This is a genomic window from Alistipes sp., from assembly GCF_048465575.1.
In the GTDB taxonomy this organism is placed as follows: Bacteria; Bacteroidota; Bacteroidia; order Bacteroidales; family Rikenellaceae; genus Alistipes.
Window position 1 is genome coordinate 58,476 of record NZ_DBFWLG010000003.1, and the last position, 25,957, is coordinate 84,432.

General features: G+C 63.2%; 20 protein-coding genes and 1 pseudogene. 7 read left to right on the top strand and 14 right to left on the bottom strand.

Annotated features, from left to right (window positions below; genetic code table 11):
• Positions 1-26 precede the first annotated feature (26 nt).
• From ACMQ11_RS00690 to ACMQ11_RS00730, 9 genes are all read right to left on the bottom strand, one after another.
• The gene (locus tag ACMQ11_RS00690; RefSeq protein WP_418990734.1) at positions 27-938 is read right to left on the bottom strand and encodes an AraC family transcriptional regulator; all 912 of its coding nucleotides are present in this window, start codon (positions 936-938) and stop codon (positions 27-29) included.
• A 28-nt stretch (positions 939-966) separates the two neighbouring features.
• Positions 967-1,776 (bottom strand): rhamnulose-1-phosphate aldolase, encoded by an 810-nt coding sequence (gene rhaD / locus ACMQ11_RS00695; protein WP_418990735.1) that lies wholly within the window; start codon positions 1,774-1,776, stop codon positions 967-969.
• Positions 1,777-1,780: 4 nt separating this feature from the next.
• Complete coding sequence (rhaT, locus tag ACMQ11_RS00700) at positions 1,781-2,794, bottom strand: L-rhamnose/proton symporter RhaT (protein WP_418990736.1); 1,014 nt, start codon at positions 2,792-2,794, stop codon at positions 1,781-1,783.
• 3 nt (positions 2,795-2,797) lie between these two features.
• On the bottom strand, positions 2,798-3,952 hold the full coding sequence (gene fucO / locus ACMQ11_RS00705) for a lactaldehyde reductase (protein WP_418990737.1): 1,155 nt from the start codon (positions 3,950-3,952) through the stop codon (positions 2,798-2,800).
• Between the two features lie 4 nt (positions 3,953-3,956).
• Entirely contained in the window at positions 3,957-5,210 is a 1,254-nt protein-coding gene (locus tag ACMQ11_RS00710) for an L-rhamnose isomerase (RefSeq protein ID WP_418990738.1), read from the bottom strand.
• Positions 5,211-5,231: 21 nt separating this feature from the next.
• Positions 5,232-6,704: a rhamnulokinase gene (locus ACMQ11_RS00715; RefSeq protein WP_418990739.1), complete on the bottom strand. Its 1,473-nt coding sequence runs from the start codon at positions 6,702-6,704 to the stop codon at positions 5,232-5,234.
• 231 nt (positions 6,705-6,935) lie between these two features.
• A complete protein-coding gene (locus tag ACMQ11_RS00720; RefSeq protein WP_418990740.1) occupies positions 6,936-8,477 on the bottom strand; it encodes a glycoside hydrolase family 28 protein in 1,542 nt (513 codons plus the stop codon).
• 3 nt (positions 8,478-8,480) lie between these two features.
• Positions 8,481-10,301 carry a silent information regulator protein Sir2 gene (locus ACMQ11_RS00725; RefSeq protein ID WP_418990741.1) on the bottom strand — a complete coding sequence of 607 codons (1,821 nt, stop codon included), beginning with the start codon at positions 10,299-10,301 and terminating at the stop codon, positions 8,481-8,483.
• 9 nt (positions 10,302-10,310) lie between these two features.
• Positions 10,311-12,830, bottom strand: coding sequence for a glycoside hydrolase family 88 protein (locus tag ACMQ11_RS00730; protein WP_418990742.1), 2,520 nt, complete (start codon positions 12,828-12,830; stop codon positions 10,311-10,313).
• 275 nt (positions 12,831-13,105) lie between these two features.
• On the opposite strand from ACMQ11_RS00730, the gene ACMQ11_RS00735 reads away from it, so the two are divergent.
• The 5 genes from ACMQ11_RS00735 to ACMQ11_RS00755 all read left to right on the top strand — a co-directional run bounded on the left by ACMQ11_RS00735 (position 13,106) and on the right by ACMQ11_RS00755 (position 18,446).
• Positions 13,106-14,386, top strand: a complete 1,281-nt coding sequence (locus tag ACMQ11_RS00735; protein ID WP_418990743.1) for a hypothetical protein — start codon at positions 13,106-13,108, stop codon at positions 14,384-14,386.
• Positions 14,387-14,389: 3 nt separating this feature from the next.
• Positions 14,390-15,094: a 16S rRNA (cytidine(1402)-2'-O)-methyltransferase gene (gene rsmI / locus ACMQ11_RS00740; RefSeq protein WP_418990744.1), complete on the top strand. Its 705-nt coding sequence runs from the start codon at positions 14,390-14,392 to the stop codon at positions 15,092-15,094.
• A gap of 68 nt (positions 15,095-15,162) precedes the next feature.
• Positions 15,163-16,515 carry a TIGR00341 family protein gene (locus ACMQ11_RS00745; protein ID WP_418990752.1) on the top strand — a complete coding sequence of 451 codons (1,353 nt, stop codon included), beginning with the start codon at positions 15,163-15,165 and terminating at the stop codon, positions 16,513-16,515.
• Positions 16,516-16,525: 10 nt separating this feature from the next.
• Positions 16,526-17,446 (top strand): lysophospholipid acyltransferase family protein, encoded by a 921-nt coding sequence (locus ACMQ11_RS00750; RefSeq protein WP_418990745.1) that lies wholly within the window; start codon positions 16,526-16,528, stop codon positions 17,444-17,446.
• Entirely contained in the window at positions 17,433-18,446 is a 1,014-nt protein-coding gene (locus ACMQ11_RS00755) for a glycosyltransferase family 2 protein (RefSeq protein ID WP_418990746.1), read from the top strand. The genes ACMQ11_RS00750 and ACMQ11_RS00755 overlap by 14 nt, the downstream gene beginning before the upstream one ends.
• A 219-nt stretch (positions 18,447-18,665) precedes the next feature.
• On the opposite strand, the gene ACMQ11_RS00760 is transcribed toward ACMQ11_RS00755, so the two are convergent.
• The 3 genes from ACMQ11_RS00760 to ACMQ11_RS00770 all read right to left on the bottom strand — a co-directional run bounded on the left by ACMQ11_RS00760 (position 18,666) and on the right by ACMQ11_RS00770 (position 22,809).
• Entirely contained in the window at positions 18,666-19,889 is a 1,224-nt protein-coding gene (locus tag ACMQ11_RS00760) for a sensor histidine kinase (RefSeq protein ID WP_418990747.1), read from the bottom strand.
• Between the two features lie 135 nt (positions 19,890-20,024).
• The gene (locus tag ACMQ11_RS00765) at positions 20,025-21,701 is read right to left on the bottom strand and encodes a glutamine--tRNA ligase/YqeY domain fusion protein (protein WP_418990748.1); all 1,677 of its coding nucleotides are present in this window, start codon (positions 21,699-21,701) and stop codon (positions 20,025-20,027) included.
• Between the two features lie 13 nt (positions 21,702-21,714).
• Positions 21,715-22,809, bottom strand: a complete 1,095-nt coding sequence (locus ACMQ11_RS00770) for a hypothetical protein (protein ID WP_418990749.1) — start codon at positions 22,807-22,809, stop codon at positions 21,715-21,717.
• Between the two features lie 87 nt (positions 22,810-22,896).
• Here ACMQ11_RS00770 and ACMQ11_RS00775 point away from each other — a divergent pair, with 87 nt between their 5' ends.
• Both ACMQ11_RS00775 and panB read left to right on the top strand, forming a co-directional pair.
• Entirely contained in the window at positions 22,897-23,433 is a 537-nt protein-coding gene (locus ACMQ11_RS00775; protein WP_418990750.1) for an RNA methyltransferase, read from the top strand.
• 34 nt (positions 23,434-23,467) lie between these two features.
• On the top strand, positions 23,468-24,283 hold the full coding sequence (gene panB, locus ACMQ11_RS00780; protein WP_418990751.1) for a 3-methyl-2-oxobutanoate hydroxymethyltransferase: 816 nt from the start codon (positions 23,468-23,470) through the stop codon (positions 24,281-24,283).
• A 64-nt stretch (positions 24,284-24,347) separates the two neighbouring features.
• Here the strand turns inward: panB and ACMQ11_RS00785 are convergent, their stop codons facing one another.
• Positions 24,348-24,845, bottom strand: a complete 498-nt coding sequence (locus tag ACMQ11_RS00785) for a TlpA family protein disulfide reductase (RefSeq protein WP_418990753.1) — start codon at positions 24,843-24,845, stop codon at positions 24,348-24,350.
• 275 nt (positions 24,846-25,120) lie between these two features.
• Positions 25,121-25,513: pseudogene (locus tag ACMQ11_RS00790) on the bottom strand (DUF4369 domain-containing protein); the annotation flags it as partial.
• Between the last annotated feature and the right edge of the window lie 444 nt (positions 25,514-25,957).

A 25,957-nucleotide genomic window follows, 5' to 3' on the forward strand; every position in this document is an offset into this window, starting at 1 on the left:
GCATGAAATGATCGAACCTCGACGATTCAGGCCATATCCGTGAAATCGGTCTGCGTGGTGGCCTTGCGGTAGAGGTTGGGGGTGTAGCCCGTCTGCTTGCGGAACGTGGAGTAGAAATGCTCGGGCGACTTGAACCCCAGCGAGTAGGCGATGCTCTTGATCGACTCGTGGGTATTGGCCAGCATGTGCTGGGCGCGGTGCAACCGCATCAGCAGCGCGTATTTGGCGGGCGGATGACCGGTGTAGTCGCGGAAGATTTTGCGGAACCACGAGTAGCTCATGTTGAGCTGTTCGGAGAGTTCCTTGAGGTCGATCTCCTGCGAGATGTTCTCCTGCATGATGATCTTCGCCTGCTCGATGGCCTGGTAGAGCCGGTCGGTTGCGAGGGTGTTCTTTTTGACCGTCACGCCGAGCAGTCCCAGGATGTGCATGATGATTCCCCCGAGCAACTGCTGCGAACCGGGCCGGTCCTCGACGGCCACGTCCAGCGCCTGCCGGTAGAGCGACACGAGCTGCTCGTTGACGCCGATCTCGAAAATCTGCTCGCCCTCGGCGAAGAGGTGCTCGACGGTCTGCGCGAAGATCGGTCCCTCGAAACCGATGTAATACTCGGTCCACCCCACCTGGGTGGCCGGCCGGTAGGAGTGCCAGCGGCCGGGGGTCAGCAGGATCATCGTGCCCTTGCGGATCTGGTGGCGTCCGCCCTCGTTTTCGAAGACTCCCTTGCCCTGCGAAATGTAGAGCAGCTGGTATTCGCGCAGTACGCGGCCCCGCTCCGGGGCGAAGAAATAGCCCGACGGGTGCTCCCGGTTGGGGTACTCCTCGTAAGGGGAGATGTTCTGGTAGCCGACCGTGTTGACCAGCATCCCGAACTCCTTGTCCGAGCCGTTGGGGATCAGGTAGTGGAACTTGTAGTTCGATGAGACGATTCCGGGCATGGCTGTGGGGTTTTAGGTTGTGGGCGGGTTATTTCGGCAGGTTGAACGCCTCTCGCAGCTCGCCCATCTGCTCCGCGGACATGCCCTCGGGCACGAAACCCATGTTTCGGGCGGCGATGTAGATCAGGGCCGATTTCGAGAGCACGTCGACCTGGTCGAACGCCTCGAAAATGTCGGGTCCCACGGCGCAGACGCCGTGCTTCTCCCACATCGCCACGTCGTACTCCTCCAGGCAGCGGATCGTTGCCTCGGCCAGTTCGACCGACGAGGGCATGCGGTAGGGCACGATGCCCAGCCCTTTGGGACAGAACGCCCGCGTCTCGGGGATCATGCTCCACAACAGGCGGGTCAGCACGTCTTTTTTCAGAAACGGCGCGTGGTGCGTCATGGCTACCAGCTCGATGGGGTGGGTGTGCAGGGCGGCCTTGTACCCGTTGCCCGAGGCGATCATCTGCTCGTGCATCGCCAGGTGCGAGGCCAGCTCCGAGGTGGGCATGACGGGGTTGTCGGCCACGATCTCGTAGTGGGCGCAGTCGTCCGCGATCCGGATCACGGAGCCGTTCTCCATCGGGCGGCGCGCCAGGTCGCGCATGCGCTTGTTGGTGCCCTTGCAGAAGAAATAGCGGCCCGCGAGGTGCGGCAGCGTCGTTCCGATGGCGATCGGCTCCGAGATGGGCGCGCGGCCGCGCAGCTCCTCGTCCGCCTGGTCGGTGACGTTGACGGTGATGTTGCCGCCGTTGCGCTCGGCCCAGCCTTTCTGCCAGAGGTATCCGGCCACCTCGGCCACTTTTTCGATCTCCGCGGCCAGCGCGGGGTTGTTTTCGAGTATGGAATTCATATCGTCAGAACAGATTAGGGAATACGAGTGAGAAGATCAGAATCGCAAGTCCTGCGACGAGCACGGCGATGGTCCTGGGGCCTGCGCCGCGCCACTCCTTGAGGAGAATGCCCCAGACGTTCGAGAACGTGACGTTCAGCGCCATGAGGATACACCAGCCGAATGCGGCCACCACCGAACCGGGCTGGAAGAAGCTCTGCCCGATGCCGAATCCGAAGAACTGCGAGTACCACAGCCCGCCGGCCAGGGCGCAGAAGAGCAGGTTGCGGGTCAGCACGTCCGTTTTGCGGTAGTCGGAGAACGTGCCGTTGCGGCGGTTCTGCCACAGGCAGTAGGCGGCGTTCGTGAGAAATCCGCCCAGCGTCACCATCAGCGTGGCGGGCAGCGTGACGAACAACGGGTTGACCCCCTCCAGACGCAAGGGACGGCCGGCTTCGAGTCCCAGGTTGAAGCAGGCGCTCATCACGCCCGCGAGCAGGGCCACCAGCAGGCCTTTCGTGAGGGCGAAATCGCGGATCGCGGCCCGGCGCTCCTCCTCGGACATGTTGCGGGCCCTGAGCGACCCGGCGTAGCCGATCACGGCGATGCCGGCCAGGGTGATCGACACGCCCGCGAGCAACACGAGCCCCTCGCCGTGCAGCAGGTCGCGGCCTGCGAGCAGCGCGGGCAGCAGCGTCCCGAACGCCGCGCAGGTGCCCAGCGATATGGACTGCCCGAGCGCTACGCCCAGGTAGCGCATCGAAAGGCCGAACGTCAGTCCGCCCACGCCCCAGAGCATGCCGTAGCCGAACGCGGCGGCCGCGGCCCCGGTGTCCGACGTGAGGATGGCTCCGAGCGACGCCCCCTCGGGCACGGCCAGCAGGGCGCCCAACAGCGGGAAGACGATCCATGCGAAGAGGCCCTGCGAGAGCCAGAAGCTCTCCCAGGACCATTCGCGGACCTTGTTGATGGGGACGTACGAACTCGACTGGCAGAAGCTGCCGACGGCGATGATGATAAGACCGATCAGGGTATTCATGGGCTAAAAGGCTGTGCGGTACAGTTCTTCGATCTCCTTGACCGATGTCGGACGCGGATTGCCGCCCGTGCAGACGTCGTTGTAGGCCGCTTCGGCCAGCGCCGGAATGTCCTCCTCGCGTACGCCGATCTCGTGCAGATGCTGCGGGATGCCGATCCGCAGCGACAGGGAGCGCACGGCGTCGACGGCGGCGCGGACGCCCTCCTCGGCACTCATGCCGTCGGTCGAAACGCCCATTGCGCGGGCGATGTCGGTATACTTGGCCCGCGCGGGCGACTCGGCGTTGTACTCCATCACGTAGGGGAGCAGCAGGGCATTGGCCACGCCGTGCGGCGTGTCGTAGAATGCGCCCAGGGGGTGTGCCATCGAGTGCACGATGCCGAGGCCCACGTTCGAGAATCCCATGCCGGCAATGTACTGCGCTTCGGCCATGCCGTTGCGCGCCACCGGGTCGCTGCCGTCGGCCACGGCGCCGGGCAGGTGGCGGGCGACGAGCTCGATGGCTTTCAGCTCGAACATGTCGCTCATGGTCCAGGCTCCGGGGGTAAGGTATCCCTCGATGGCGTGCGTCAGGGCGTCCATGCCCGTGGCGGCGGTCAGCGAGCGGGGCATGGAGTACATCAGTTCGCAGTCGATCACGGCGCACAGGGGAATGTCGTTGGGATCGACGCAGACCATCTTCCGGCGGTTCTCCTCGTCGGTGATGACGTAGTTGATCGTCACCTCGGCCGCCGTGCCCGCGGTGGTCGGTACGGCGAACGTCGGCACGGCGCGGCGGCGGGTCCGAGCCGTTCCCTCGAGCGAACGCACGTCGGCGAATTCGGGGTTGTTGGCGATGATCCCCACCGCCTTGGCCGTGTCAATCGACGAGCCGCCGCCCAGGGCGATCATGCAGTCGGCACCCGAGCGCCGGAACGCCTCCACACCCTGCTGCACGTTGCGGATAGTGGGGTTGGCCTTTATTTCGCTGTAAATCTCATAGGGTATGCCGGCTCCGGCGAGCACCTCCTCGATCTTCGAGGCCACGCCGAAGCGGATCAGGTCTGGGTCGGTCACGAGCAGCGCCTTCCGGAATCCGCGCTTGCGGATTTCGTCTGCCACGACGCTGCGGCAGCCTGCTCCGTAATAGGATGTTTCGTTCAGTACGATGCGGTACATGGCCTTAGCGTTTGGAGGTTACCTCGCGTTCGTACTGCTGGATGTCGGCGATGAACTCCTCGCCCACGGGTACCCCGTTCCTGAGGCAGAACATGTCCCACACGGCGTTCCAGGGCAGCGATTTGCTCTCTTCGAGGAGTGCCAGCCGCTCGAATCCCTGTCCGTTGGCCTCGTATTCGCGCAGCGTGGCCAGCGGTTCCAGCAGGGCCATTAGCAGGCATTTCTGCGTGGCGCGCGAGCCGATGACGTAGGCGCCGATGCGGTTGATCGAGGCGTCGAAATAGTCCAGACCGATGTGTACGCGGTCCAGCGCGTCGCAGCGCACGATCTCCTTGCACAGCTCCAGCGTCTCGTCGTTCATGATCGTCACGTGGTCCGAGTCCCAGCGCACGGGGCGCGAGACGTGCAGCATCACCTCGGGCAGGAACAGCAGCAGCGACGAAATCTTGTCGGCCACGATCTCCGTGGGGTGGAAATGGCCCGTGTCGAGGGTGACGATCTTCCCGCGGCTGGCGCCGTAGCCTATGTAGAAATCGTTGCTTCCGACCGTGTAGCTCTCCAGTCCGATGCCGAACACTTTGGATTCGATGCAGTCTTTCATGTGTTCGTATTCGGTCTCGAAGATCTCGTCGAGCGAGTCGCGGAGCAGCTCGCGGTATTTCATGCGGTTCACCGTCAGGTCTTTCGAACCGTCGTGCACCCAGATGTTCATGATCGAGGGGTCGCCCTGCGCGCGGCCCATCTCCTCGGCCACAGCCCGGCAGCGTTTGGTGTGCTCGATCCAGAAGCGGCGGATCGCGGGGTCGGGATTCGAGAGCGTGAGGCTGCCCGACTTGGGGTGGGAGAACGACGTGGAGTTGAAATCGAGCTTCATGCCGTGTTCGGCGGCCCACTCGATCCAGCCTGCGAAGTGCTTGGGCTCCACCTGGTCGCGGTCCACGAAGCGGCCGTCGAACTCGCCGTAGATTTCGTGCAGGTTCAGCCGGTGGCGGCCCGGGATGAGCGACGTGGCCTTGAGGATGTCCGCGCGCAGCTCTTCGATGTTGCGGGCCTTGCCCGGGTAGTTGCCCGTGGTCTGGATGCCGCCCGTGAGGTCGCCGCCCAGGTTCTCGAATCCGATCACGTCGTCCGCCTGCCAGCAGTGGAGCGACAGGGGAATCCCGCCGAGGGTTTCCAGGGCGGCGTCGGTGTCCACGCCGATGGCGGCGTATCGCTCTTTGGCGATCTCGTATGCTTTTTCGATCAGTGCAGTTTTCATAGAGGTATCTTGTTTTTAGGTTTATATTTCCCGGTAAACGCCGAGGTAGCGCTCGTAGGCCCGCTGCCAGTGTGCCTTGTTTGTGGGTTCGAAACGGCGCGTCGTGCCGAGCGACGCACGGACCATCCGCCGCATCGCGGCCGTCGAATCGACCAGTCCGGCCCATTGGGCCTGCACCAGGACGTTGCCCAGCGCCGTGGACTCGGCCGAACCCGTCTCGACGGGAATGCCCAGCGCACAGGCGGTCATGCGGTTCAAGAAGTCGTTGCGCGAGCCGCCGCCGATAACGTAGAGCCGGTCGATGCCCCGTGGCGAGAGCGTGCGGAGCATCCCGGCGACCTGGCGGTATCTGAGCGCCAGGCTCTCGAAGATGCAGCGGACATACTGCCCGACGCTCTCGGGCGCGGGCTGGCCCGTGGCGCGGCAGTAGCCGGCGATGGCTTCGGTCATCGAGCGGGGATTGGCGAAGCAGGGGGCGTCGGGGTTGACGAGCGAGCGCAGCGGCTCGGCCGCTTCGGCTGCGGCGATCAGCTCGGGGTGGCTCATTGCGGGCCACTCCGTGCGGCAGCGCTCCAGGAGCCACATGCCGCAGATGTTCTTCAGCACGCGCACCGTGCCGCCGATGCCGCCCTCGTTGGTGAAATTGAGGCGCAGACTCTCTTCGATGATGATCGGTGCGGGGGCTTCGATGCCCATCAGCGACCAGGTGCCGCTGCTCAGGTAGGCGAACGCTTCGTCCTCGGCGGCCGGCACCGCCGCCACGGCCGACGCCGTGTCGTGTCCCGCCACGGCGACGACGGGCACGGCACCCAGCCCGGTCTGCCGCTGCACCTCCTCCGAGAGCGTGCCGATCCGCTCGCCCGGCTGGACCATGCGGCCGAAATGGGCGGGCGTAAGGCCCAGCAGCGAGAGGATGTCGCGGTCCCAGTCGCGCGTGCGGGCGTCCAGGAGTTGTGCCGTCGAAGCGATGGTATATTCGGCGACCCATTCGCCCGTCAGCAGCCGCGCCAGGGCGTCGGGGATGAAGAGGATTTTCTCGGCGGCTTCGAGTGCCGAGCAACCGTTGCGGCGCAGGGTGTCGAGCTGGAAAACCGAGTTGAAAGGCATGATCTGGATGCCCGTCCTTTTATAAAGGTCTTCGCGCGGCATGCGCTCGAAGAACCGCTCCGGCGCATGCGCGGTATGGGGATCGCGGTAGCAATAGGGGAGGCGCAGCATCCCGCCGTCGCGTCCGAACAGGACGAAATCGACGCCCCACGAGTCGATGCCGATGGCTTCGGGGCGGATGCCGCGGGCGGCGATGGCGGCCAGTCCCTCGAGGACCGACTGGTAGATGGCGGCAAAATTCCAGTAGAAATGACCTTGGGTTTCGACGATCGGGTCGGCGAAACGGTGGACCTCCTCCATGCCGATTCCGTTTTCCCCGATCGTTGCGAGGATGACGCGTCCGCTCGTGGCTCCGAGGTCGACGGCTGTGAAATGGCGTGCTTGCATGTGAGGTCGGTTTAGGTCGTTCGGTTAGTGCAAAGGTAGCCTTTTAGCGGGCTCCGGAACTTTCGCTGCTGACAGACGGACTGCGTAAAATGATTTAGAAATTTTTGCAAAAATAACTAAATTTCTTGAAAAATAATGTACGGAATGACACTGCGAAAAAACGGCGGAACCTTGCCGGAACCGCCGCTTTGTCGTTGGATAAATGCGCTGTAGTACAGCTCTATGGTCGATTCAGTCGGTTGTTTCGACCTCGCCCGACACGTTCGTGCAACTGTGCAGAATGAGTTTTTCTCCCTCTGCGACGTCGATCTTTACATTGTCAAATTTGATACCCTCGCAGTAGGTCATCTCGCCACCCAGTCGCGCCGAGACGGTCATGTTGCGCAGCGTAATGTCGGAAATCGGCATTTCGGGAATGCCGTTGAAATAGAGTGCCCGGCGGGCGTTGCGGCACACGAGGCCGTCGATGTGGATCGACCGGAAGACGGGCGTGGTCTCGTCCACGGCCGGAACCTCGGCCGCCGCCCGTTCGCCGCCGCCCGCTTCGAGCGTCTCCACGGCCGACTTGCCGCCGTAGAAGAGGTTGAAGAGCAGCGGCTCGGTGGCGATGTCGGTCATCGTGACGTCGCTCACATAGATGTTCTCCACCACGCCTCCGCGGCCCCGGCGGCTCTTGAAGCGCAGCCCCACGTCGGTGCCGACGAACTGGCAGCGGCTGACCGCCACGTTGCGCACGCCGCCCGACATTTCGCTGCCCACGACAAAGCCGCCGTGGCCCGCGAATACCGTGCAACCCTCGACCACCACGTTTTCGGTCGGCCTGGCGCGCCGGCGACCGTCGGCGTCCTTGCCGCTCTTGAGGCAGATGCCGTCGTCGCCCACGTCGAACTGGCTGTCCAGGACCAACACGTTGCTGCACGACTCGATGTCCAGTCCGTCGCCGTTCTGGGCGTAGGAGGGGTTGCGCACCGTGATCCGGTCCACGATGAGGTTGCGGCACTTGAGCGGGTGGATGTTCCAGGCGGGCGAGTTCTGGAAGATGACCCCCTGCAACAGGATGTTATCGCAGTCGATGAGGCTCACCATCACAGGCCGCAGGAAATCCTTGACCGAAGCCCACTCTGCCTCGGTGGTGAAGTGGCGCGGCACGTTCATGTCCGACACCGAATCGCCTCGCAGAGCCTGGGCGCTGGGGAACCAGTAGGTCGGGCGCTTGTAGACCCCGCCGCGCGCCGTAACGCGGCGCCAGACGCCCGACGGGGCTTTCTCCTGTTTGAGCGGCCGCCAGTATTCGCCGTTGCCGTCGATAACCCCGTGGCCCGTGATGGCGATGTTGCGCGCTCCGCGGGCCGAGATGGGCGACTGGCAGCGGCGCGTGTTGTCATACCCCTCGAACGAGGTCTCGACGAGCGGATAGAGGTTTTTGTCCTCCGAGAAGAGGATCACGGCGCCCTTTTCAAGGTGCAACTCGATGTTGCTCTCCAGCACGATTGGGCCCGTGTACCAGACCCCCTGCGGCACCACGAGCCGCCCGCCGCCCTGCTCGGAGAGTTGCTCCACGGCCCGAGCGAAAGCCTCGGTGCTGAGCGTGCGCCCCGTGGCGTCGCCTCCGCAGTCGGCCACCGAGAGGGTTCGGTCCGGGATTTCGGGAGCCGCGAGCGCGGGCATGTCGAACGGCTGCGCGGCGCACAGCGCGGCATAGCGGTCGGGAGCGGTGCCGCAGCCTGCCGAGAGCAGCGCGGCGGCGGAGAGGATGAATGCGGTTCTTTTCATGGGTTATTGTCCTAAATAATAAGAGGGTACGGGCGACTGGGGATAGCCCATGCTGCGGTGCAGCACGTAGCTGCGGTAGAGCGGGTCCTGCATCAGCGAGGGGCGGCGGTCCGAGGCGGGAATGCGCGTGCGGTAGATGCGCAGTTCCCCGGCGGGGGCCGTGATAACCTCTTCGCGCCAGTCGCCCTCCAGGTCGGCGATCATCACGATCGGCCCCTCGAAGCCCCGGTCGAGGGTCGTGTCGGGCCATTTGACGATGCGCTGGCCCCGGCCCCCGGCATCCGCCCCGCGGTCCGAGACGAACGTTTCGCGCAGCCGGTCGCCGTCCCACCACGCCCAGTTGCGGCAGCCGGGCACGGCCGCGGCTTCGATCCTTTCGCCCCGGGCGGTCAACAGGTAGCGGTCGCTGCGGCCCCCTTTGCGGTCCTCCGAGGCGAAACACTCCGGCCCCGGATGCGCCGGGTCGAAATCGGCGACCATGCCGTCGCCCACGTGCGAGGTCGGGTGGCCGATGTTCCACACCTGGGCGCCCGTTGCGGCGTCCACCGTGCAGACTCCGCGTCCCGCGTCGTTCGAGACCTCGCAGCAGAGCATCACCTCCATGCCCGGACGCGCAGGGTCGATGTCCGTAAGGTAGGCCTTGTCGGTGTGGCCCACGCCCGCCGACCAGAGCAGCGTGCCGTTGTCGTCCAACATGCAGCTGCCCAGCAGAATTTCGTCGCGCCCGTCGCCGTCCACGTCGGCCGTGACCATGCTGTGCGCGCCCTGGCTGCGGACGACGGGGTTCTCCTCGTCGCCGTCCCAGCGCCAGAGCTTGCGCAGCGCGCCCTCGTGCAGCTCCCACGCTTCGACCACCATGCAGCGGTAGGTGCCGCGGGCCGTGAGGATCGCCGGCGTGCGGCCGTCCAGATAGGCCATGCCCATCTGGTTGCGGTTCTGCCGGTTCAGATCGCCGAAGCGCCAGCTGCGTTCGATCCAGGGGGCGTGGGCGATCTCGCGTCCGGTCATGCCGTCCAGCACCGTGAGCCGCTCCTCGCCCTCTCCCACGCGGCCGTTCTCGTCGCGCACGGCTCCCGGAGCGGTCTTGAGCGCCACCTCGGCGCATCCGTCGCCGTCGAAATCGTAGACCACGAAAGGAGAGTACCACACGCCCGGTTCGATGCCCTGTCCCAAATCGTAACTCCACAACCAGGTGCCGTCGGCGAGGTAGGCCGAGAGGGTGTAAGTCATGCCCGTGCGGTCGCCCGGCATGCCGGGATCGATGTTGCGGTCGGGCGTGCGGACCACGAAATCGTAGCGCCCGTCTCCGTCGAGGTCGGCCAGCGCCACGCGGCCAGCGGTCTGGCCATCGCGCAGCGGGATCGAGCGCCATGCTGGTGCCGCATGCAGGTCCGAGGGAGTGACGGTCAGGTGCTCCGACTCCGCTCCGCGGCGCATGTCGTAGGTCGGCACGATCCAATACTCCGACCGTTCGTCGAAAAGGGCCGTCGTGTCGGTAAAGTCGGAGGTGCGCACCAGCGGCTTGCGCGTCAGCGCGACGGTTTCGCCCTCCGTGCGGCGGAAGAGGAGGTAGCCCACAGAGGGGTGCTCTTCGGCGAGCATCCGCCACTGCAGGTAGACCCCCTTGCCGCCGGGAGCCGCTGCGGCGGTCAGTCCGCGACCGAGCCGCTCGGCGACGCGCTCGGCGGCATGGCCCTCGACGCGGGGCTTGGCCTGGTGGCTGGGCACCAGAATTTCGTAGTTGTAGACCCGTTCGCGCGGGTCGGCGGCCGAAGCGGTAAGCGCCGTGAGCAGGGCGCAGAGAGCGAGAATCGTTTTTTGCATGGCCGGGGGTTATTTTCCGAGTTCGAGACAACCCATGATGAACGGCCCGGTGGCCTTGGCGTCGTTGTCGCGCATCTTCTCACCGACGTAATATTCGAAACTGCCGTCGCGGTAGGGGTGGCCGCCCAGCCCGCCGACCTGGCAGCAGCGCGTGAGTGTCAGCGTGCCGTCCGAGTTTTCGCCCAACAACTTGCGGCGCACTCCGTCGAACGCCTTTTCGGCGTACCGCCGATAGGAGGCATCGACATAGCCTTTGTTGACTGCCTTGGCCAGCGCGTACATGCACTGCGTGGTGACCGAAGCCTCGGGGAAATTTCCCTTGCGCTTGGGGCAGTCGATCACCTGGTACCACAACCCGTTGCGGTCCTGGTACTTGGGCAGCGTGTCGGCCAAACCCTTCACCAGCGAGATCACGAAAGCGCGGTCGGGGTGATCGGCGGGAATGTAGTCGAGGTTGTCGACCAGCGCCATGAACCACCAGCCGATCGAGCGGCCCCAGAAATTGGGCGAATGGCCCGTCTCGGGGTCGGCCCAGCGCTGCGAGCGGCTCTCGTCCCAGGCGTGGTGGTAGAGCCCCGTAGCGGGGTCGTAGGTGTGCTGGTGGCAGAGTTTGATCTGCCGCACCGCCTCGTCGATCCACTCCGGCTTGCCGAACTCGGCGCCGTACCGGGCCAGAAAGGGCGAGCACATGTACAACCCGTCGAGCCACATTTGGTGTTGGTAGATCAGCTTGTGCCAGTAGCCGCCGTCCGTGGTGCGCGGGTGGACTTTCATCTGCGCCACCAGCGTCTCGATGGCCTTGCGGTATTTCTCCTTGCCGGTCTTATGGTAACAGTCGAAGAGCACCTTGCCGGAGTTGATGAAATCGAGGTTGTAGGCCGCGCGGTCGTAGCGGAGGATTTCGCCCTTTTCGTTCACGAGCGTATCGGCCCACCGCTCCACGTAGTCGAAATAGCGCTGCTCGCCCGTCGCGCGCCACATGGCCAGCATGGCCGAGCAACCCACTCCCTGCGCATAGCCGAAAAAGAGGCGTTTGCCGTGGTCGAGCCGCCACGCCTCGGGGAAGCGGCGCATCTCCGAATCGGCGAACCGGCGGGCGTAGCTCTCCTCCTCCCAGGTGTCCGTGCGGAACGGTACGGCCGGAAGCCCCGCGCCGTTCTCCAGATTGACGTCGATCCACTTGCCCCAGCCGTAGCGCACGGCCACGGGCGCGGGGACCTCCGGGGCCGTCAGCCGCACCTCGTCGCCCGCCAGCTCGGCGCGCGCGGGGTAGAAGCGGCGGTCGTCGCCCGCCACGAGAAAGCCCCGCACCGTTTCGGCTCCGCGGCCGGGACGCAGCCCGCCTTCGGGGTTGGCGAATTTGACTGCCAGCGCATGGCCCTCGACGCGGTGCGAGAGGTAGTAGGGGCTTTCGCAAGCCACTTTTTTGCCGTACTGGCGGTTGAGTGCCCAGCGTGCGAGGCGCTCGCCCGGCACGCGCTTGTTGCGCGGATGGATGTCGGTCGAGTCGCCCGCGTCGGTGATGACCGCAAGCCCCGTTTCGGGCACCGAGCGCCAGGTGTCGAACTGCGCCTGCCGGATCCCGGCGGGCTGGCCGTAGTGGGGTGCGATCTGCACCATATAAAAAGGCATCTTGGGGTTGCGGAACTCGCGGCGCCATGCGCCGATGAGGTTGGTCAGCACCTGCTGATAGTCCTCGTAGCGCACCGAGTTCGATTCGCCCTGGTACCAGACGGCGCCCCGCACCGTATAGGGGCGGATCGGGGCCAGCATGCCGTTCCACAGCGTCGAGGGGACCTTGCAGTAGTTCTTCTCCTGCTTGACGTTCTTTTCGGCGAATTCGTCGAGCACGTTCGTGTAGAGCGGGTTGCGCCGCATGTCCCGCATCGGCGTCCACGACTCGGCGTGCGTGCCGCCCCACGTCGCCTGGATCAGTCCGACGGGCAGTCCGGTCTCCTTGTGGACACGGCGGCCGAAGACGAAGCCCACGGCCGAGAACATGCGCAGGTTTTCGGGGGTGCAGACCTCCCAGCGCCCCTCGCAGTCCGAGTGCTCCCCGTCGGGCGCCAGCTGGTGCTCGACGCGGAAAAGGCGGATTTCGGGGTAGGTGGCCTCCTGCATCTCCTTTTCATAGTCGTACATGCCCGTCATCCATTTCTTAGCGGGATTTTTGGCCGTCGGGTACTCCATGTTGGACTGTCCCGTGCAGAGCCACACCTCGCCCACGAGGACATTTCCGATCTCGATGCGATTTTCACCCTCTATGGTAATCCGCTGGTCGCGCGCGGCCGCGGGGGTGGCGATCTTCAGGCTCCAGCGGCCCGTGCGGTCGGCGGTCGTGCGGTAGGTTTCGTCGCTCCACGAGGCGGTGAGCACGATCTTTTCACGCGGCGAGGCCGTGCCCCATATCTCCACGGTGGTACTTTGCTGAAGCACCATGTTGTCGGAGAAGATCGCAGGCATCTTCACCTCGGCATGGAGTTCGTAAGCCGCAAGCAGCAGAACAAAAAGGAAAGTCAGACGTTTCATATCAGGTTGGTATTTAAAAATTTTTACGATATAACGTGCGAATTTTTACAAAGTTAATCACTCGCAGCAATAATCCGAGCCGTGTGGAAAGCCACTGTCATTTTTTGCAGTAAAAACAGCATCCGCCTTACCGTGCTTTCGGGACCGTTTTCCCGGGAAACGAACGCTGCGCCGACATTGGCCCGATAAAATTTGGCAGTGCGGCGGGCTTGTACTATCTTTGTTTGTTAAAAAACGCTTTATTTCCTATCTTTGGAGTCAAAAACTGACGGAATATGGATTTGAAAACCCTGCACAGCGAGGTGCAGCAGTTGTTGGAACTGTTCGGCGGCTGGAGTGCCCTCGATGACATACCGCCCGTCGAGCGGGACTTGGCGCTCGAAAAGCTCAGGAGGTTGTACGAGGTACTGCGCTTCGGTGCCGAGGCGGCGGCCGAGGAGCCGTCCGTGCCCGTTTCCGTGCCGCTCGGCATCGATCTGGACGAGGTCCTGACGCTGGAGCCTGCGGCTGCCAAGACCGAGCCGTCCGAGGCCTCCGAACCGCTTTCGCCCTCCGTGCCGGAGGCCGGGAGTGAAACCGAAACCGAATCGCCCGAACCCGAAGCTGTTTTCGGGGAACTGACAGTCGAAATCGCGGAGCGACCCGCAACCGCTTCGGAAGAGGAATCCGCTCCGCAAGTCGCACCGCAGCCGGCGCCGGAGGTTGCAACCGCTCCGGAGCCGCCATGCGCAACCGAACCGGAGGAGGAGTCCGCACCCGAGCCCGAGCCGCAACCTGCATCCGCTTCGGAGGGAGCATCCGCTTCGCAGCCCGAACCGCCTGCCGAACCGCCTGCCGAACCTACCGCCGAACCGACACCGCCGATCGTTCCGACCCTGTTCGGCATCGAGGAGCACGCCGTGCGCCATCGCCACCGCCAGCGTGTCATCATGTCGCTTTACGATCCGGAGCCGACCCCCGCCCCGACCCCTGAACCTACCCCGGCACCGGCCTCTATACCGGAACCCAAGCCGTTCGTCGAACCGGCCCCTAAACCGACCGCCGAATTTTCTGCCGGCCCTGCCGCCGAACCGGAGCCGATCGCGGCTGTTGAACCCGTTTTCGAACTTGCGCCTGCTCCCGAATCGGAGTTGCAGCTCGAGTCTGTACCTGCTGCGATCTCTGACGCCGATCCGCAGGATAGCACGCATACCGCTCCGCAACCTGCCGGCCGGGAGCCAGATCGCACCGCCGCACCCGTCCTGGGCGAGGTTATCAACCACGACGTGCGGACCCTTTCCGACACGATCGCCCCGCCGCGCGACATGGCATCGGAGCTTCGCCGCAGCGAGCCCGTCGCCGATCTGCGCCGCGCCGTGGGCATCAACGACAAGTTCCTCCTGATCCGCGACCTGTTCGAGGGCGACGGAGCCGCCTACGAGGTCACGATCCGCCGTCTGAACGAATGCGAGACTTTCGACGACGCCATGATCTACATCGCCGAGCATTTCGCCTGGAACCCCAATTCGGACGGAGCCAAGCTGATGATGGACCTGCTGGAACGCAAATTCGCCTGACGCATGGCCAAACTCTATATCGTACCGACCCCCATCGGCAACCTCGATGATATTACCCTGCGCGCCGTCAAGGTGCTGCGCGAGGTCGATTTCGTGCTGGCCGAGGATACGCGGACCACGGCGTTTCTCTTGAAGCACCTGGGGATCGAGCAGAAGCTGCGCTCCCACCACAAGTTCAACGAGCACGCCACCGTGCAGCTGGTCGCCGAGACCATCGCTGCCGGACGCAATGCGGCGCTGGTGTCGGACGCCGGCACGCCCGGCATCTCCGATCCCGGGTTCCTCCTGGTCCGTACGTGCGTCGAGGCGGGCATCGAGGTCGAGACCCTGCCCGGCGCCACGGCGCTCATCCCGGCCCTGGTGCAGAGCGGATTTCCCTGCGACCGTTTCGCTTTCGAGGGGTTCCTGCCCCAGAAAAAGGGGCGCATGAAGCAGTTGCAGTCGCTCGCCGGCGAGGAGCGGACGATGATCTTCTACGAATCGCCCTACCGTGTGGTCCGGTGCCTCGAGCAGCTGGCCGAGGTGTTCGGTGCGGAGCGCCGGGTCTCGGTGTCGCGCGAACTGACCAAGAAATTCGAACAGACCGTGCGCGGAACCGTTGCCGAGGTGCTCGATCATTTCCGCACGACCGAGCCCAAGGGGGAGTTTGTGATCGTCGTCTCAGGCAAGCCCCGTCCCAAACGGGAGCAGGCCGGCGAGGAGGAGTAAATGAAGAAAAGATGAATACGGAAAATACGGAAAATACGGAAAATAAGAATGCCGACCAGAGCCAGGGGATGAAGAGTTCGTTCACGGCCTGGATCGGCGACGTGAGGGAGTTCCTCAAGGGGCGCTTCAGCCTCGACGAGGACAAGGCCCAGCGCGACGAGGTAGTGGCTGCTATTTCCAAGGGGGTCGTATTCCGGGGCGTCAACCTCTGGGTACTGATCTTCGCCACAATGATCGCCTCGCTGGGGCTGAATGTCAACTCGGCGGCCGTCATTATCGGCGCCATGCTGATTTCGCCCATCATGGGGCCGATCATGGGCGTGGGCCTTTCGCTGGGCATCAACGATTTCGAGCTGCTCAAAAAATCGCTGCGCAACTATGCGCTCATGTTCATCGTGGCCATCATCACCTCGACGGCCTATTTTCTGGTCTCGCCCCTCTCGTCGAACAGCAGCGAGCTGCTGGCCCGCACCGTGCCCACGACCTACGATGTGCTGATCGCGCTGTTCGGCGGTCTGGCGGGTATCGTGGCCCAGACGCGGCAGGACCGCACCTCGACGGTGATTCCGGGCGTCGCTATCGCCACGGCCCTCATCCCGCCGCTCTGTACGGCGGGCTTCGGCCTGGCCACCGGGCAGTTCAAGTTCTTCGTCGGGGCTTTTTACCTCTTTTTCATCAACTCGGTCTTCATCGCCCTGGCCACCTACGCGATGGTGCGCTTCCTCAAATACGAGAAAAAAGCGTTCATCGACAAGGTGCGCGAGCGCAACGTGAAGCGCCTGATGATGGCCATCACGCTCGTGACGTTCATTCCGAGCGTCTTCGTCGGGTTCCACATGGTCCGCGTGTCGCTGTTCGAAGCCGTGGCCGACAAGTATGTCACGCAGGTATTCAAGTTCCCGCATACGCGCGTCATCGAGACCAATAAATTCTATGCACGCGGCGATACGCCCTCGCAGATCGAACTGGTGCTGGTGGGCGAGCCGCTGGACGAATCGACGATCGAGAACGCCCGGGCGCAAATGGCCGTTTACGGACTGGAGAAGACCGAGCTGGTCGTCCGGCAGGCCAATCCGGCCGACAAGATCGACGTGGCGTCGTTGCAGCGCAGCTACCTCGAACTGCTCGACGAGAAGAACCGCCAGATCACCGAGATGAACTCGCTTTTGAAACGCTACAAGGTCACCAACGTCGAGGTGGGCGACATTTCGCGCGAGGTGGGGGCCATGATGCACAACATCGCCTCCATATCGCTCACCAAGGGCATCACGTTCGATACCGCGGGTACGCCGCGCGATACGACGCTCGTGTGCGTGGTGAAACCCTCCGATCCGGCCGACTCGATCGACCGCGCGACCCTCTCGCGGTGGCTGCGCATCCGCACCAAGGTCGACAACGTCAAACTCTTCGTCGAACCCTGATCCCGGCGCGATGAGACACGAGGAGTTGAATGTTGCACAAAGAATCGGACTGGAGCTGCTCTGGACCGGCGCCCGGCTCTTTGCCGTGCTGCCCTACTGGTTCAAATACTATGTGGTCGAGAATTTCATCTTCTTTTTGCTCTACTACTGCCTGGGCTACCGCAAGCGGGTCGTCGAGACCAACCTGCGCAATTCGTTTCCCGAAAAGAGCGCGGCCGAGTTGAAACGCATCCGCCGCGATTTCTACCGCACGCTGGCCGAAATTTTCGTCGATACGGTCAACATGGCCCACATGAGCGAGCAGAAAGCCCGCACGGTGCTGACCGTCAAAAACCTCGAGGAGCACACCCGGGCGGTGCACGGGCGCGACTGGATCGCCCTCTCGGCCCATTTCGGCTGCTGGGAGTACAGCTCCTACTGGGGCCTCTACGAACCCTCGCAGCTGCTCGTGGCGGTCTACCACCCATTGCGCAGCCCCATCATGGAGCACCTCTACCGCCGGCTGCGCAACTCCGCCTGCGCCACGGCGGTGGCCATGCGCGACAGCCTGCGCTTCTACCTGCGCAACCGTGCCGAAGGTATCGGCGGCAAGAACCTGGTGATGGGGCTGATCGCCGACCAGAACCCGCCGCTGCGCCCCGACAGCCACTGGTTCCGCTTTCTGAATCAGGATACGATCTTTTTCGACGGCGGCGAAAAACTGGCTCTAAGGTGCCGCCTGCCGGTCTTTTTCGTACGGATGGAGCGCCTCAGGCGGGGCCGCTACTGCATGTCGTTCGAGCGGATTTACGACGGCCAGGAGCCGGTGGCGCCCAACGAGATTACCGAGCGGTATGTCCGCAAGCTGGAGGCGATGATCCGCGAGCGGCCCGAACTTTGGATCTGGTCGCACCGGCGCTGGAAACGCAAACGTCCCCATGCCGACAGCTAAAATTGTCATACTCAACTGGAACGGTGCCGAGCACCTGAGGCGCTTCCTCCCCAGCGTCGTGGCCGCGGCGCCCGCCGGGGTGGGGGTCGTCGTGGCCGACAACGGCTCGACGGACGATTCGCTCGCGGTGCTCGCCCGCGAATTCCCCTCGGTCGAGGTCATACGGCTCGACGCCAACTACGGCTTTGCCGGAGGGTATAACCGCGCGTTGGAGCAGGTCGAAGCCGATTATTTCCTCCTGCTCAACTCCGACGTGGAGACCCCCGCCGGGTGGCTCGGGCCGATTTTCGAATGCCTCGATCGGCACCCCGATGTGGCGGTCGTCGCGCCGAAACTGATCTCGTGGAGCGACCGCACGCGGTTCGAATACGCGGGCGCCTCGGGCGGTTTCATCGACTGGCTGGGCTATCCTTTCTGCCGGGGCCGGATACTCCGGTCGGTCGAGGAGGACCGCGGGCAGTACGACGATGCGCGCGAGGTGATGTGGGTGAGCGGCGCCGCGTTCTGCTGCCGCGCCGACGTGTTCCGCAGGCTGGGGGGCTTCGACGCCGATTTCTTCGCCCACATGGAGGAGATCGACCTCTGCTGGCGGATGCGGCTGGCGGGCTGCCGCGTGCGCATCGAGCCCCGAAGCGTCGTCTACCACCTCGGGGGCGGTACGCTCACGGCCGACTCGCCTCAAAAGGTTTTCTACAACCACCGCAACAACCTGGCGATGCTCTTCAAGTGCGCCTCGCCCGGGCAGCGGGCGCTGGCGGCCGTGCTGCGTCCCGCGCTCGATCTGCTGGCCGCCCTGTCCTATCTGGCGCAGGGGCGCGGCGACCATTTCTGCGCCGTGCTGCGGGCGTGGCGCGATTTTCTTCGCTGGCACAAGGCGCTCCGCCGCAAACGCCGCGCGATCCGCTCGACCCGGTGCGCCGAAGCCGCCGACATGATTTACCGCGGCTCGGTCGTCCTGCGTTACCTCCTCGGCCGCCGCACGTTCGGGCGGATGATGTAATTCCGGCCCTTGGAGCGCCGGAATTACAATTAAGAATTATAAATTAAGAATTAAGAATTTGGGGCATTGCGAGCGTGTCCCACGTGTCTTTCCGAGCGTGCCTCTCTTTGTCATTCCGAGCGGATGCGATGAATCTACCGATTTTCTTGTGTCCGGGAGAGTCCCGTTCCGTAGGGAAGCGAAAGCAGCCGCCCCCCCCCAATTTTTAATTTTTAATTTTTAATTTGCTTTGCCTCGCGGCAGCGTGAACCAGAATGTCGAACCCGCGCCCTCGCGGGATTCGACGCCGATGCGGCCGCCCATCGACTCGACGATCGATTTCGAGATGGCCAGCCCGATCCCTACGCCCTGCCTCGACGAACCGACCTTTACGAACCGCCTGAAAAGCAGCTCCTTTTTCTCCTCGGGAATCCCCGACCCCGTGTCGCGGACGTAGAAATAGATTTCGTCGTCTCGGATTTCGTATCCGAAAACGATCTCGCCCCGCTCGGTGAATTTGATTGCATTGGTCAGAAAGTTCGACAACACCTGCGACAGTCGTTTGCGGTCGGTCGTGAGGCGGCACTGGGGATAGAGCCTGCAAAAAGTGAGTTTCACGGGGCTGTCCGGCTCCTGCCGCATGTGCATCGCCCCCTCCAACTCCTCCATGACGGCGTTCAGCTCCTCGTCTCGGTAGGCGTATTCGAGCGTGCCGGCCTCGATCTTCGAAAGGTCGAGGATGTCGTTGACCAGTTGCAGCAGCAGTTCGTTGTTGGTGTGGATGATCCGGGCATACTCCTGCCGTATCTCGGCCGAGTCTTCGGCGATCAGCAGGTCCGAGAAACCCACGATCGCATTGAGCGGCGTGCGCAGCTCGTGGCTCGTGTTGGCCAGGAAAAAGGATTTCATGCGGTCCGACTCCTCGGCCCGGATGCGGGCCTCGTCCAGCTCGCGGCGGATGCGTTTGTCGGCCGTGATGTCGTGGATGGTCAGCAGCAGGTAGGGCTGCTCCTCGATTCGCAGGAAAATGCCCGTGACCGATACCTCGCAGTCGATGCTCTCGGACCGCTCCTCCGAGGTGTAGAGGGTCAGCGGCGCCTCGAGCCCCGAGAATTTCCGGCCCGTGCGGAATGCTTCGCCGATGGCCGCGCGCACGGGACAGGTCGCGCACATCTCGTGCGTGCCGCACTCGCCGGCGTCCATGCCGTTCTTGCAGCGCAGCAGGTTCCCCACCTTGGGCGGTCGCTTCGCTTCGGAGGTCGCGGTCAGGTCGTAGTAGTTGGTGCGCTGGACGTTGAAATCGGCATCCACCAACAGGACATAGGCGTCGATGTTTTTGAGAATCAGCTCGGTGATATTCGTGGTGGTCTTCACGTCGCGCTGCGAGCCGAGCAGCCGATACCCCAGCCAGATCGAGAGGAGCGTCAGCAGAACGATTCCGGTGGATAAGAGGAGCAGGTGCATGGAAAACGGTTTTTCGGTCCCCTTGCGGGGCCGTTCGCTGCAAAGGTACGCAAAAATCCGGATTTGCGCCCTCCGGAATACGAAAAAGACGTTCGGTCCATCCGAACGTCTTTTCGTGGTGTTTGCGGTGAAGCGCTACTTGTTGATCTTGGCCCAGGAGTCCTTGAGCGTCACCGTGCGGTTGAAGACCGGGTGCCCGGGCGTCGAGTCGGTGTCGGGGCAGAAATAGCCCACGCGCTCGAACTGCACGGCCTGTCCCACGGGAATTTCCCGCAGCGAGGGTTCGAGGTAGCCCGTGATGCGCACCATCGACTCGGGGTTGAGGTTGTCCTCCCAGGTCTGGCCCTCCGCCACGTCGTCGGGGTCCTCCTTGGTGAAGAGGGGGTTGAAAAGCCGGATTTCGGCCTCCACCGCGTCGCGCGCCGACACCCAGTGGATGACGCCCTTCACGCGGCGGCCGTCGCTCGACGAACCGCCGCCCGACTGGGGATCGTAGGTACATCTGAGCTCGGTGATATTCCCCTCGGCATCCTTTACGACCTCCTCGCACTTGATCAGATATGAATAACGCAGGCGCACCTCGCCGCCCGGCTGCAAGCGGAAGAATTTTTTGGGCGGCTCCTCCATGAAATCGTCGCGCTCGATCCAGAGCACTTTCGAGAAAGGTATCTGTCGTGTTCCGGCGCTTTCGTCCTCTGGGTTGTTCACGGCGGTGAACAGCTCCGTTTTGTCTTCGTCGTAGTTGGTGATGACCACTTTCAGCGGGTTCAGGACGGCCATGCGGCGCTGGGCGACCCGGTTGAGGTCCTCGCGCACGCAGTATTCGAGTTTTGCCAGGTCGATCACGTTGTCGCGCTTGGCCACACCCACCATCTCGGCGAAATTGCGCACCGAAGCGGGCGTGTAGCCCTTGCGCCGCAGGGCGCAGATGGTCGGCATGCGGGGGTCGTCCCAGCCCATCACGGCACCTTCCTGGACGAGTTTCAACAGCTTGCGCTTCGACATCATCGTGTAGGTGAGGTTCAGCCGCGCGAACTCGTACTGGTGCGAGGGGAAGATTTCGAGCGCCTGGATGAACCAGTCGTAGAGCGGGCGGTGCACGTCGAATTCGAGCGTGCAGATCGAGTGGGTGATCCGCTCGATCGAGTCGCTCTGCCCGTGTGCGTAGTCGTACATGGGGTAGATGCACCACTTGTCGCCCGTGCGGTGGTGTTCGGTGTGGAGGATGCGGTACATGATCGGGTCGCGGAACAACATGTTCGGATGGGCCATGTCGATCTTGGCGCGCAGCACCTTTGCTCCGTCCGCAAACTCGCCCGCTTTCATTCGCCGGAACAGGTCGAGGTTCTCCTCGACCGTGCGGTCGCGCCAGGGCGAGGGCGTGCCGGGAACGGATACCGTGCCGCGGTTCTCGCGGATCTGCTCCTGCGTCTGGTCGTCGACATAGGCCAGCCCCTTTTCGATCAGAACAATGGCCCACTCGTAGAGCTGGTCGAAATAGTCCGAGGCGTACCGCTCCTCGGCCCACTGGAACCCGAGCCACTGGATGTCGCGCTTGATCGAATCGACGTACTCCACATCCTCCTTGACGGGGTTGGTGTCGTCGAAGCGCAGGTTGCACTTGCCGCCGTATTTTCGGGCCAGCCCAAAATTGATGCAGATGCTCTTGGCGTGGCCGATATGCAGGTAGCCGTTGGGCTCGGGCGGGAAGCGGGTCTGGACGCGCGTTTCGCCCCGGGCGATGGACTCTTCGATGATCTCTTCGAGAAAATTCAGCGATTTCTCGCGTGTTTCGGTGGTTTCGTTTGCCATATGATGATTTCCTTTAATTTCCGTGTTTGGGACCTATGTTGAATAGCTTTTCAATATCGACCGAGAGTTTGACCACCTGCTGCGTGCCCATGCCCGTGCCGTCGTAGTGGAAGACCATGCCGGCTTCGACACACAGCGTACCGTTGAAGAAATGGCGATCGTAACCGATCCGCGTGCGATTGTAAACGTGTTCGGTGGTGGCGTAGAACGCCTCCCCGGCATAGAGCCCCTCGGAGCCCAGCGTGGCGCCCGTCTCCGTGTTGACTGCGTTGCGGTAGGGTTGGAGGTTCTCGCCGAGGTAGAGGTTGTTCTCGATACTGACGCCCCACTTGCTGAGTTTCACATCGATCTGCGCGCCGCACGGCTTGGTCCATCCGGGAACGATGCTGCGCGCACGCTGGGGAGCCATCAGGAAGCCGGCCCTTAGATCGAAATAGAGATAGGCGTAAAACTTCCCGCCGGCATAGGCGTTTACCAGCAGGTTGTCCGTCACGTTCTCGTTGCCTTTCTGTCCGGCAAAGTGAAACATGGAGAACGCATAACCGAAATAGAACCCCTTGAATCCCTTGTCGAGGGTGTAGCGGCCTGCCGAGAGGATGCGGAATTTTTCGCGCGAGGCGACCGAGTACATGCCCTCCCAGTCGAGCGCCATTTCGACATAGGTATCGGGGCGCTCGGTCGAACGGTAGCGGCCCAGAAAACCCGAAAAACGGTTGTGGTAGAAAGCCGTCGAATCGCTGAAGAACGCCAGCGAATAGTCGCCCGTCAACTCCTTGCGGTCGAAAATACCGGCATTGGCCTGCACGTTTTTCGTGTTGAACTGGTAGTAGATCAACGGACGGGCCTTGGAGAGGAATTCCGTATCGTCGCCGAAATTCTGCAAGAGGTCCACGCCGACCGCCAGGCGGTTCTTCTCCATCCACCCGAGACCGATACGGGGTGTCAGACGGGCCGAAAAGAGCGTCTGCGACTCGTTGAACTCGTTGCCGGAATATTCGCGGTTGTCGAAGCGGGTGGTGAAATCGGCTCCGACGATGAGTTCCTGCGCCCGTGCTCCGGTGGCTGCGGCGAGCAGGGCCAGCAGCAGAATGACTTTCCTCAAAGACATGTTAACGTTTGAATTGAACCCCCAAAAGTAGGTAAAATATTTTTTATTTGATACTTTTGCCCCCGAAAACACGCAATCGAAAACCCTATGCGAAAGATCGGGAACGAAGAATTGGGACGTCCGTCGGCGGAGGAGTTCGCCCGGATGGAGAAAATGCCCGTTACGGTGGTGCTGGACAATGTGCGCTCGGCGCAGAACGTGGGGGCGTTCTTCCGCACGGCCGACGCATTTGCCGCGGAGCGGATCGCCCTGTGCGGAATTACCGCCACGCCGCCCTCGCGCGAGATTCACAAGACGGCGCTCGGGGCCGAACTGACCGTCCCGTGGAGTCGCTATGAATCCACCGCCGAGTGCCTCGTGCAACTGCGCGCCGAGGGCTGTGCGATCCTTGCCGTCGAGCAGGTCGAGGGCGCCGTGACGCTCGACGGTTTCCGTGCCGAGCCCGGCCGCCGCTACGCGCTGGTCTTCGGCAACGAGGTCGCGGGGGTCGATCAGCAGGTCGTGGACCTGTGCGACGGCGCCATCGAGATTCCGCAGGCAGGGACCAAGCACTCGATCAATGTTTCGGTCGCGGGGGGCGTCGTTCTGTGGAACTTTTTTTGCCAAATCCGGCCAAAGCGCTAACTTTGCCGCGGTCTAAACTTAAAAAAAGGAAGAAATGTCAGTTGAAAGCACCGTGCGGGCGGTAACGACTTACCGCCTGACGGAGATGAAACAGCGGGGCGAAAAGATCGCCATGCTCACCTCCTACGATTACTCGATGGCCCGGATCGTCGATGCCGCCGGTATCGACGTGATTCTGGTCGGCGACTCGGCCGCCAACGTGATGGCCGGCTACGAAACCACGCTCCCCATCACCCTCGATATGATGATCTACCACGCCCGCTCGGTGGTGCGCGCCGTCCAGCGTGCACTGGTGGTCGTCGATCTGCCGTTCGGCACCTACCAGGGCAATTCGAAAGTGGCGCTCGACTCGGCCGTCCGCATCATGAAGGAGACCGAGGCCGACGCCGTGAAGATGGAGGGCGGCGCCGAGATTCTCGAATCGGTCCAGCGCATCCTGTCGGCCGGGATTCCGGTGATGGGCCACCTGGGGCTGACGCCCCAGTCGATCCACAAGTTCGGCACCTACACCGTCCGCGCCAAGGAGGAAGCGGAGGCCGAGAAGCTCGTCCGCGACGCCCACCTGCTCAGTGAAGCGGGTTGTTTCGGGATCGTGCTGGAGAAGATTCCAGCGGCGCTTGCCGCGCGTGTCACGAGCGAAATCGCCATCCCGACGATCGGCATCGGGGCCGGCGGCGCCTGCGACGGGCAGGTGCTCGTCATACACGACATGCTGGGCATCAACAAGGGCTTTTCGCCCCGTTTCCTGCGCCGCTACGCCGACCTGCACACCGTGATGACCGAGGCCGTGGGGCAATATGTCAAGGATGTGAAAGAGTGCGATTTCCCCAACGAGAAAGAGCAGTACTGACGCAAGCGCGTCATCTGCTCGAAACGCAGGCGGCGAACGGATCCACCGTTCGCCGCCTGCATTCTTATTGCAGCAAATCGTGCAGCTTCCGGTAGAAATCGGGTTCCTCGCCGCTGTAAACCGCGACGATGCGGCCGTCGGGACCGACGATCAATTTGGTCGGGAAACGATCCACGCCGTAAACGGTTGCGACATTTTCGGCCGGCGGGGCATCGCGCGGGCAGATCACGTTGATCCACGGCAGCCGGTATTTTTCGACGGCTGCGAGCCAGTTCTGCCGCGTGTCGTTGCAGGCGATACCGACGATTTCCAGCTTGTTGCGGTATCGGTCATGCAGCTCTTTCATCCGGGGAAAACCCCGAATGCACCATCCGCACCAACTGCCCCAAAAGTCGAGCACCACGTATTTCCCGCGCAGCGACGAAAGAGCGAAATCGCTTCCGTCTGCCGCTTCGAGCGTGAAATCCGGAGCTGCGTTGCCCGGTTCGATCCGTTCGCAGGCCTGCCTGCGGATTTCATGGGCTTCGATTTGCCGGCGGCATGAGCGATCAGCGGACTGAATACCGAGTGGCGGACGGCATCATCCAACCGGTCGATACAGACGGCTGCGCTGTCGGCCGGAACCGAGGCGAGTAGATAGCCGGATAACGGTTCGGAGGGGTGCTCGCGGATGTATCTCGTCGCCGACCCGAAGACCCGCTGTTGCAGGCTGCGGAGGGTCGTCTGGATCGATACCGCTTCGGCCGCTTCCGCCTGGTCCAGCCGCAGCATAAGACGGGTCAGCTCTTTCTGGAGCTCGAACTGACCTGCCCGATAGCGGGACCATGTCTTGTTGAGGCGGGAGCCGGCGAGGGAATAGTCGGTGTAGATCGAGTCCACGCACGCACGGATTTCGATGCGTTCGCCCGCGTCGAGGAAGAAAACGATGTCCGAAACGGAGCTGAACCAGCGGTGTCCGCCGGGTATCCGCATGACGGTCTGCGCGGGCCGGATCGTGAAGATCGTCGGCTGGTCGACGGGCCGGTCGAACGCCAGCCTGCCGTTGCGGACCACCAGCGTGTCGCGCGGAATGGAGCGGGTCGGGTCGCTGCTGGCAGCCGGCAGATCGGCGATCGCGCAGGAGTGGACGATCAGGGTATCGTCGTCCAGCCCTTCGATATGGCCGGTGATGTGCTGGCGCGGGGTGCAGGCCGAGAGGACGACCGAAAGCAAGAGGATCGATGTTTTCATGGCAGGACGATTTGCTTTGCAAGCAAAGATACGGACAAAAACGAGAAATCGGTCCGTTTGCCGCTCCGAAACGAACGCTGTCTCTTGCTGTCGGGTATTCCGTCTACCTTGTTCCGATTTTCTTGACCGCCCGGGCCGGGTTTCCCGCAGTCACAAAAAAAGAGGCCTGCCCGGTGCCGCCATCACGGCGCCGGGTAGGCCTTTGAACTATTTGGACGGGGGTTTCGGAACCTCCTGCGCGGTTTTCCGTCCGAAGCGACGGTTTCTTGAGCCGAAGCCGCAAGACCGAGGGTTTCACCATGCACACGATTTACGTTCATCGTGCACAACCCGCGGCTTGTCGGGGGAGAAGAGGGAGGCGGCCCGAGGCCGGCATCCGGTGTACGACGCGGATCGCTGGATGGGCGATGGCCGCGAAGACCGATCGGTAAGTGGAATAGTTAT

Bases quoted from the DNA above. Each gene is read 5' to 3' on its own strand.
- ACMQ11_RS00690 (WP_418990734.1), bottom strand. From the start codon at position 938: ATGCCCGGAATCGTCTCATCGAACTACAAGTTCCACTACCTGATCCCC.
- rhaD (WP_418990735.1), bottom strand. From the start codon at position 1,776: ATGAATTCCATACTCGAAAACAACCCCGCGCTGGCCGCGGAGATCGAA.
- rhaT (WP_418990736.1), bottom strand. From the start codon at position 2,794: ATGAATACCCTGATCGGTCTTATCATCATCGCCGTCGGCAGCTTCTGC.
- fucO (WP_418990737.1), bottom strand. From the start codon at position 3,952: ATGTACCGCATCGTACTGAACGAAACATCCTATTACGGAGCAGGCTGC.
- ACMQ11_RS00710 (WP_418990738.1), bottom strand. From the start codon at position 5,210: ATGAAAACTGCACTGATCGAAAAAGCATACGAGATCGCCAAAGAGCGA.
- ACMQ11_RS00715 (WP_418990739.1), bottom strand. From the start codon at position 6,704: ATGCAAGCACGCCATTTCACAGCCGTCGACCTCGGAGCCACGAGCGGA.
- ACMQ11_RS00720 (WP_418990740.1), bottom strand. From the start codon at position 8,477: ATGAAAAGAACCGCATTCATCCTCTCCGCCGCCGCGCTGCTCTCGGCA.
- ACMQ11_RS00725 (WP_418990741.1), bottom strand. From the start codon at position 10,301: ATGCAAAAAACGATTCTCGCTCTCTGCGCCCTGCTCACGGCGCTTACC.
- ACMQ11_RS00730 (WP_418990742.1), bottom strand. From the start codon at position 12,830: ATGAAACGTCTGACTTTCCTTTTTGTTCTGCTGCTTGCGGCTTACGAA.
- ACMQ11_RS00735 (WP_418990743.1), top strand. From the start codon at position 13,106: ATGGATTTGAAAACCCTGCACAGCGAGGTGCAGCAGTTGTTGGAACTG.
- rsmI (WP_418990744.1), top strand. From the start codon at position 14,390: ATGGCCAAACTCTATATCGTACCGACCCCCATCGGCAACCTCGATGAT.
- ACMQ11_RS00745 (WP_418990752.1), top strand. From the start codon at position 15,163: ATGAAGAGTTCGTTCACGGCCTGGATCGGCGACGTGAGGGAGTTCCTC.
- ACMQ11_RS00750 (WP_418990745.1), top strand. From the start codon at position 16,526: ATGAGACACGAGGAGTTGAATGTTGCACAAAGAATCGGACTGGAGCTG.
- ACMQ11_RS00755 (WP_418990746.1), top strand. From the start codon at position 17,433: ATGCCGACAGCTAAAATTGTCATACTCAACTGGAACGGTGCCGAGCAC.
- ACMQ11_RS00760 (WP_418990747.1), bottom strand. From the start codon at position 19,889: ATGCACCTGCTCCTCTTATCCACCGGAATCGTTCTGCTGACGCTCCTC.
- ACMQ11_RS00765 (WP_418990748.1), bottom strand. From the start codon at position 21,701: ATGGCAAACGAAACCACCGAAACACGCGAGAAATCGCTGAATTTTCTC.
- ACMQ11_RS00770 (WP_418990749.1), bottom strand. From the start codon at position 22,809: ATGTCTTTGAGGAAAGTCATTCTGCTGCTGGCCCTGCTCGCCGCAGCC.
- ACMQ11_RS00775 (WP_418990750.1), top strand. From the start codon at position 22,897: ATGCGAAAGATCGGGAACGAAGAATTGGGACGTCCGTCGGCGGAGGAG.
- panB (WP_418990751.1), top strand. From the start codon at position 23,468: ATGTCAGTTGAAAGCACCGTGCGGGCGGTAACGACTTACCGCCTGACG.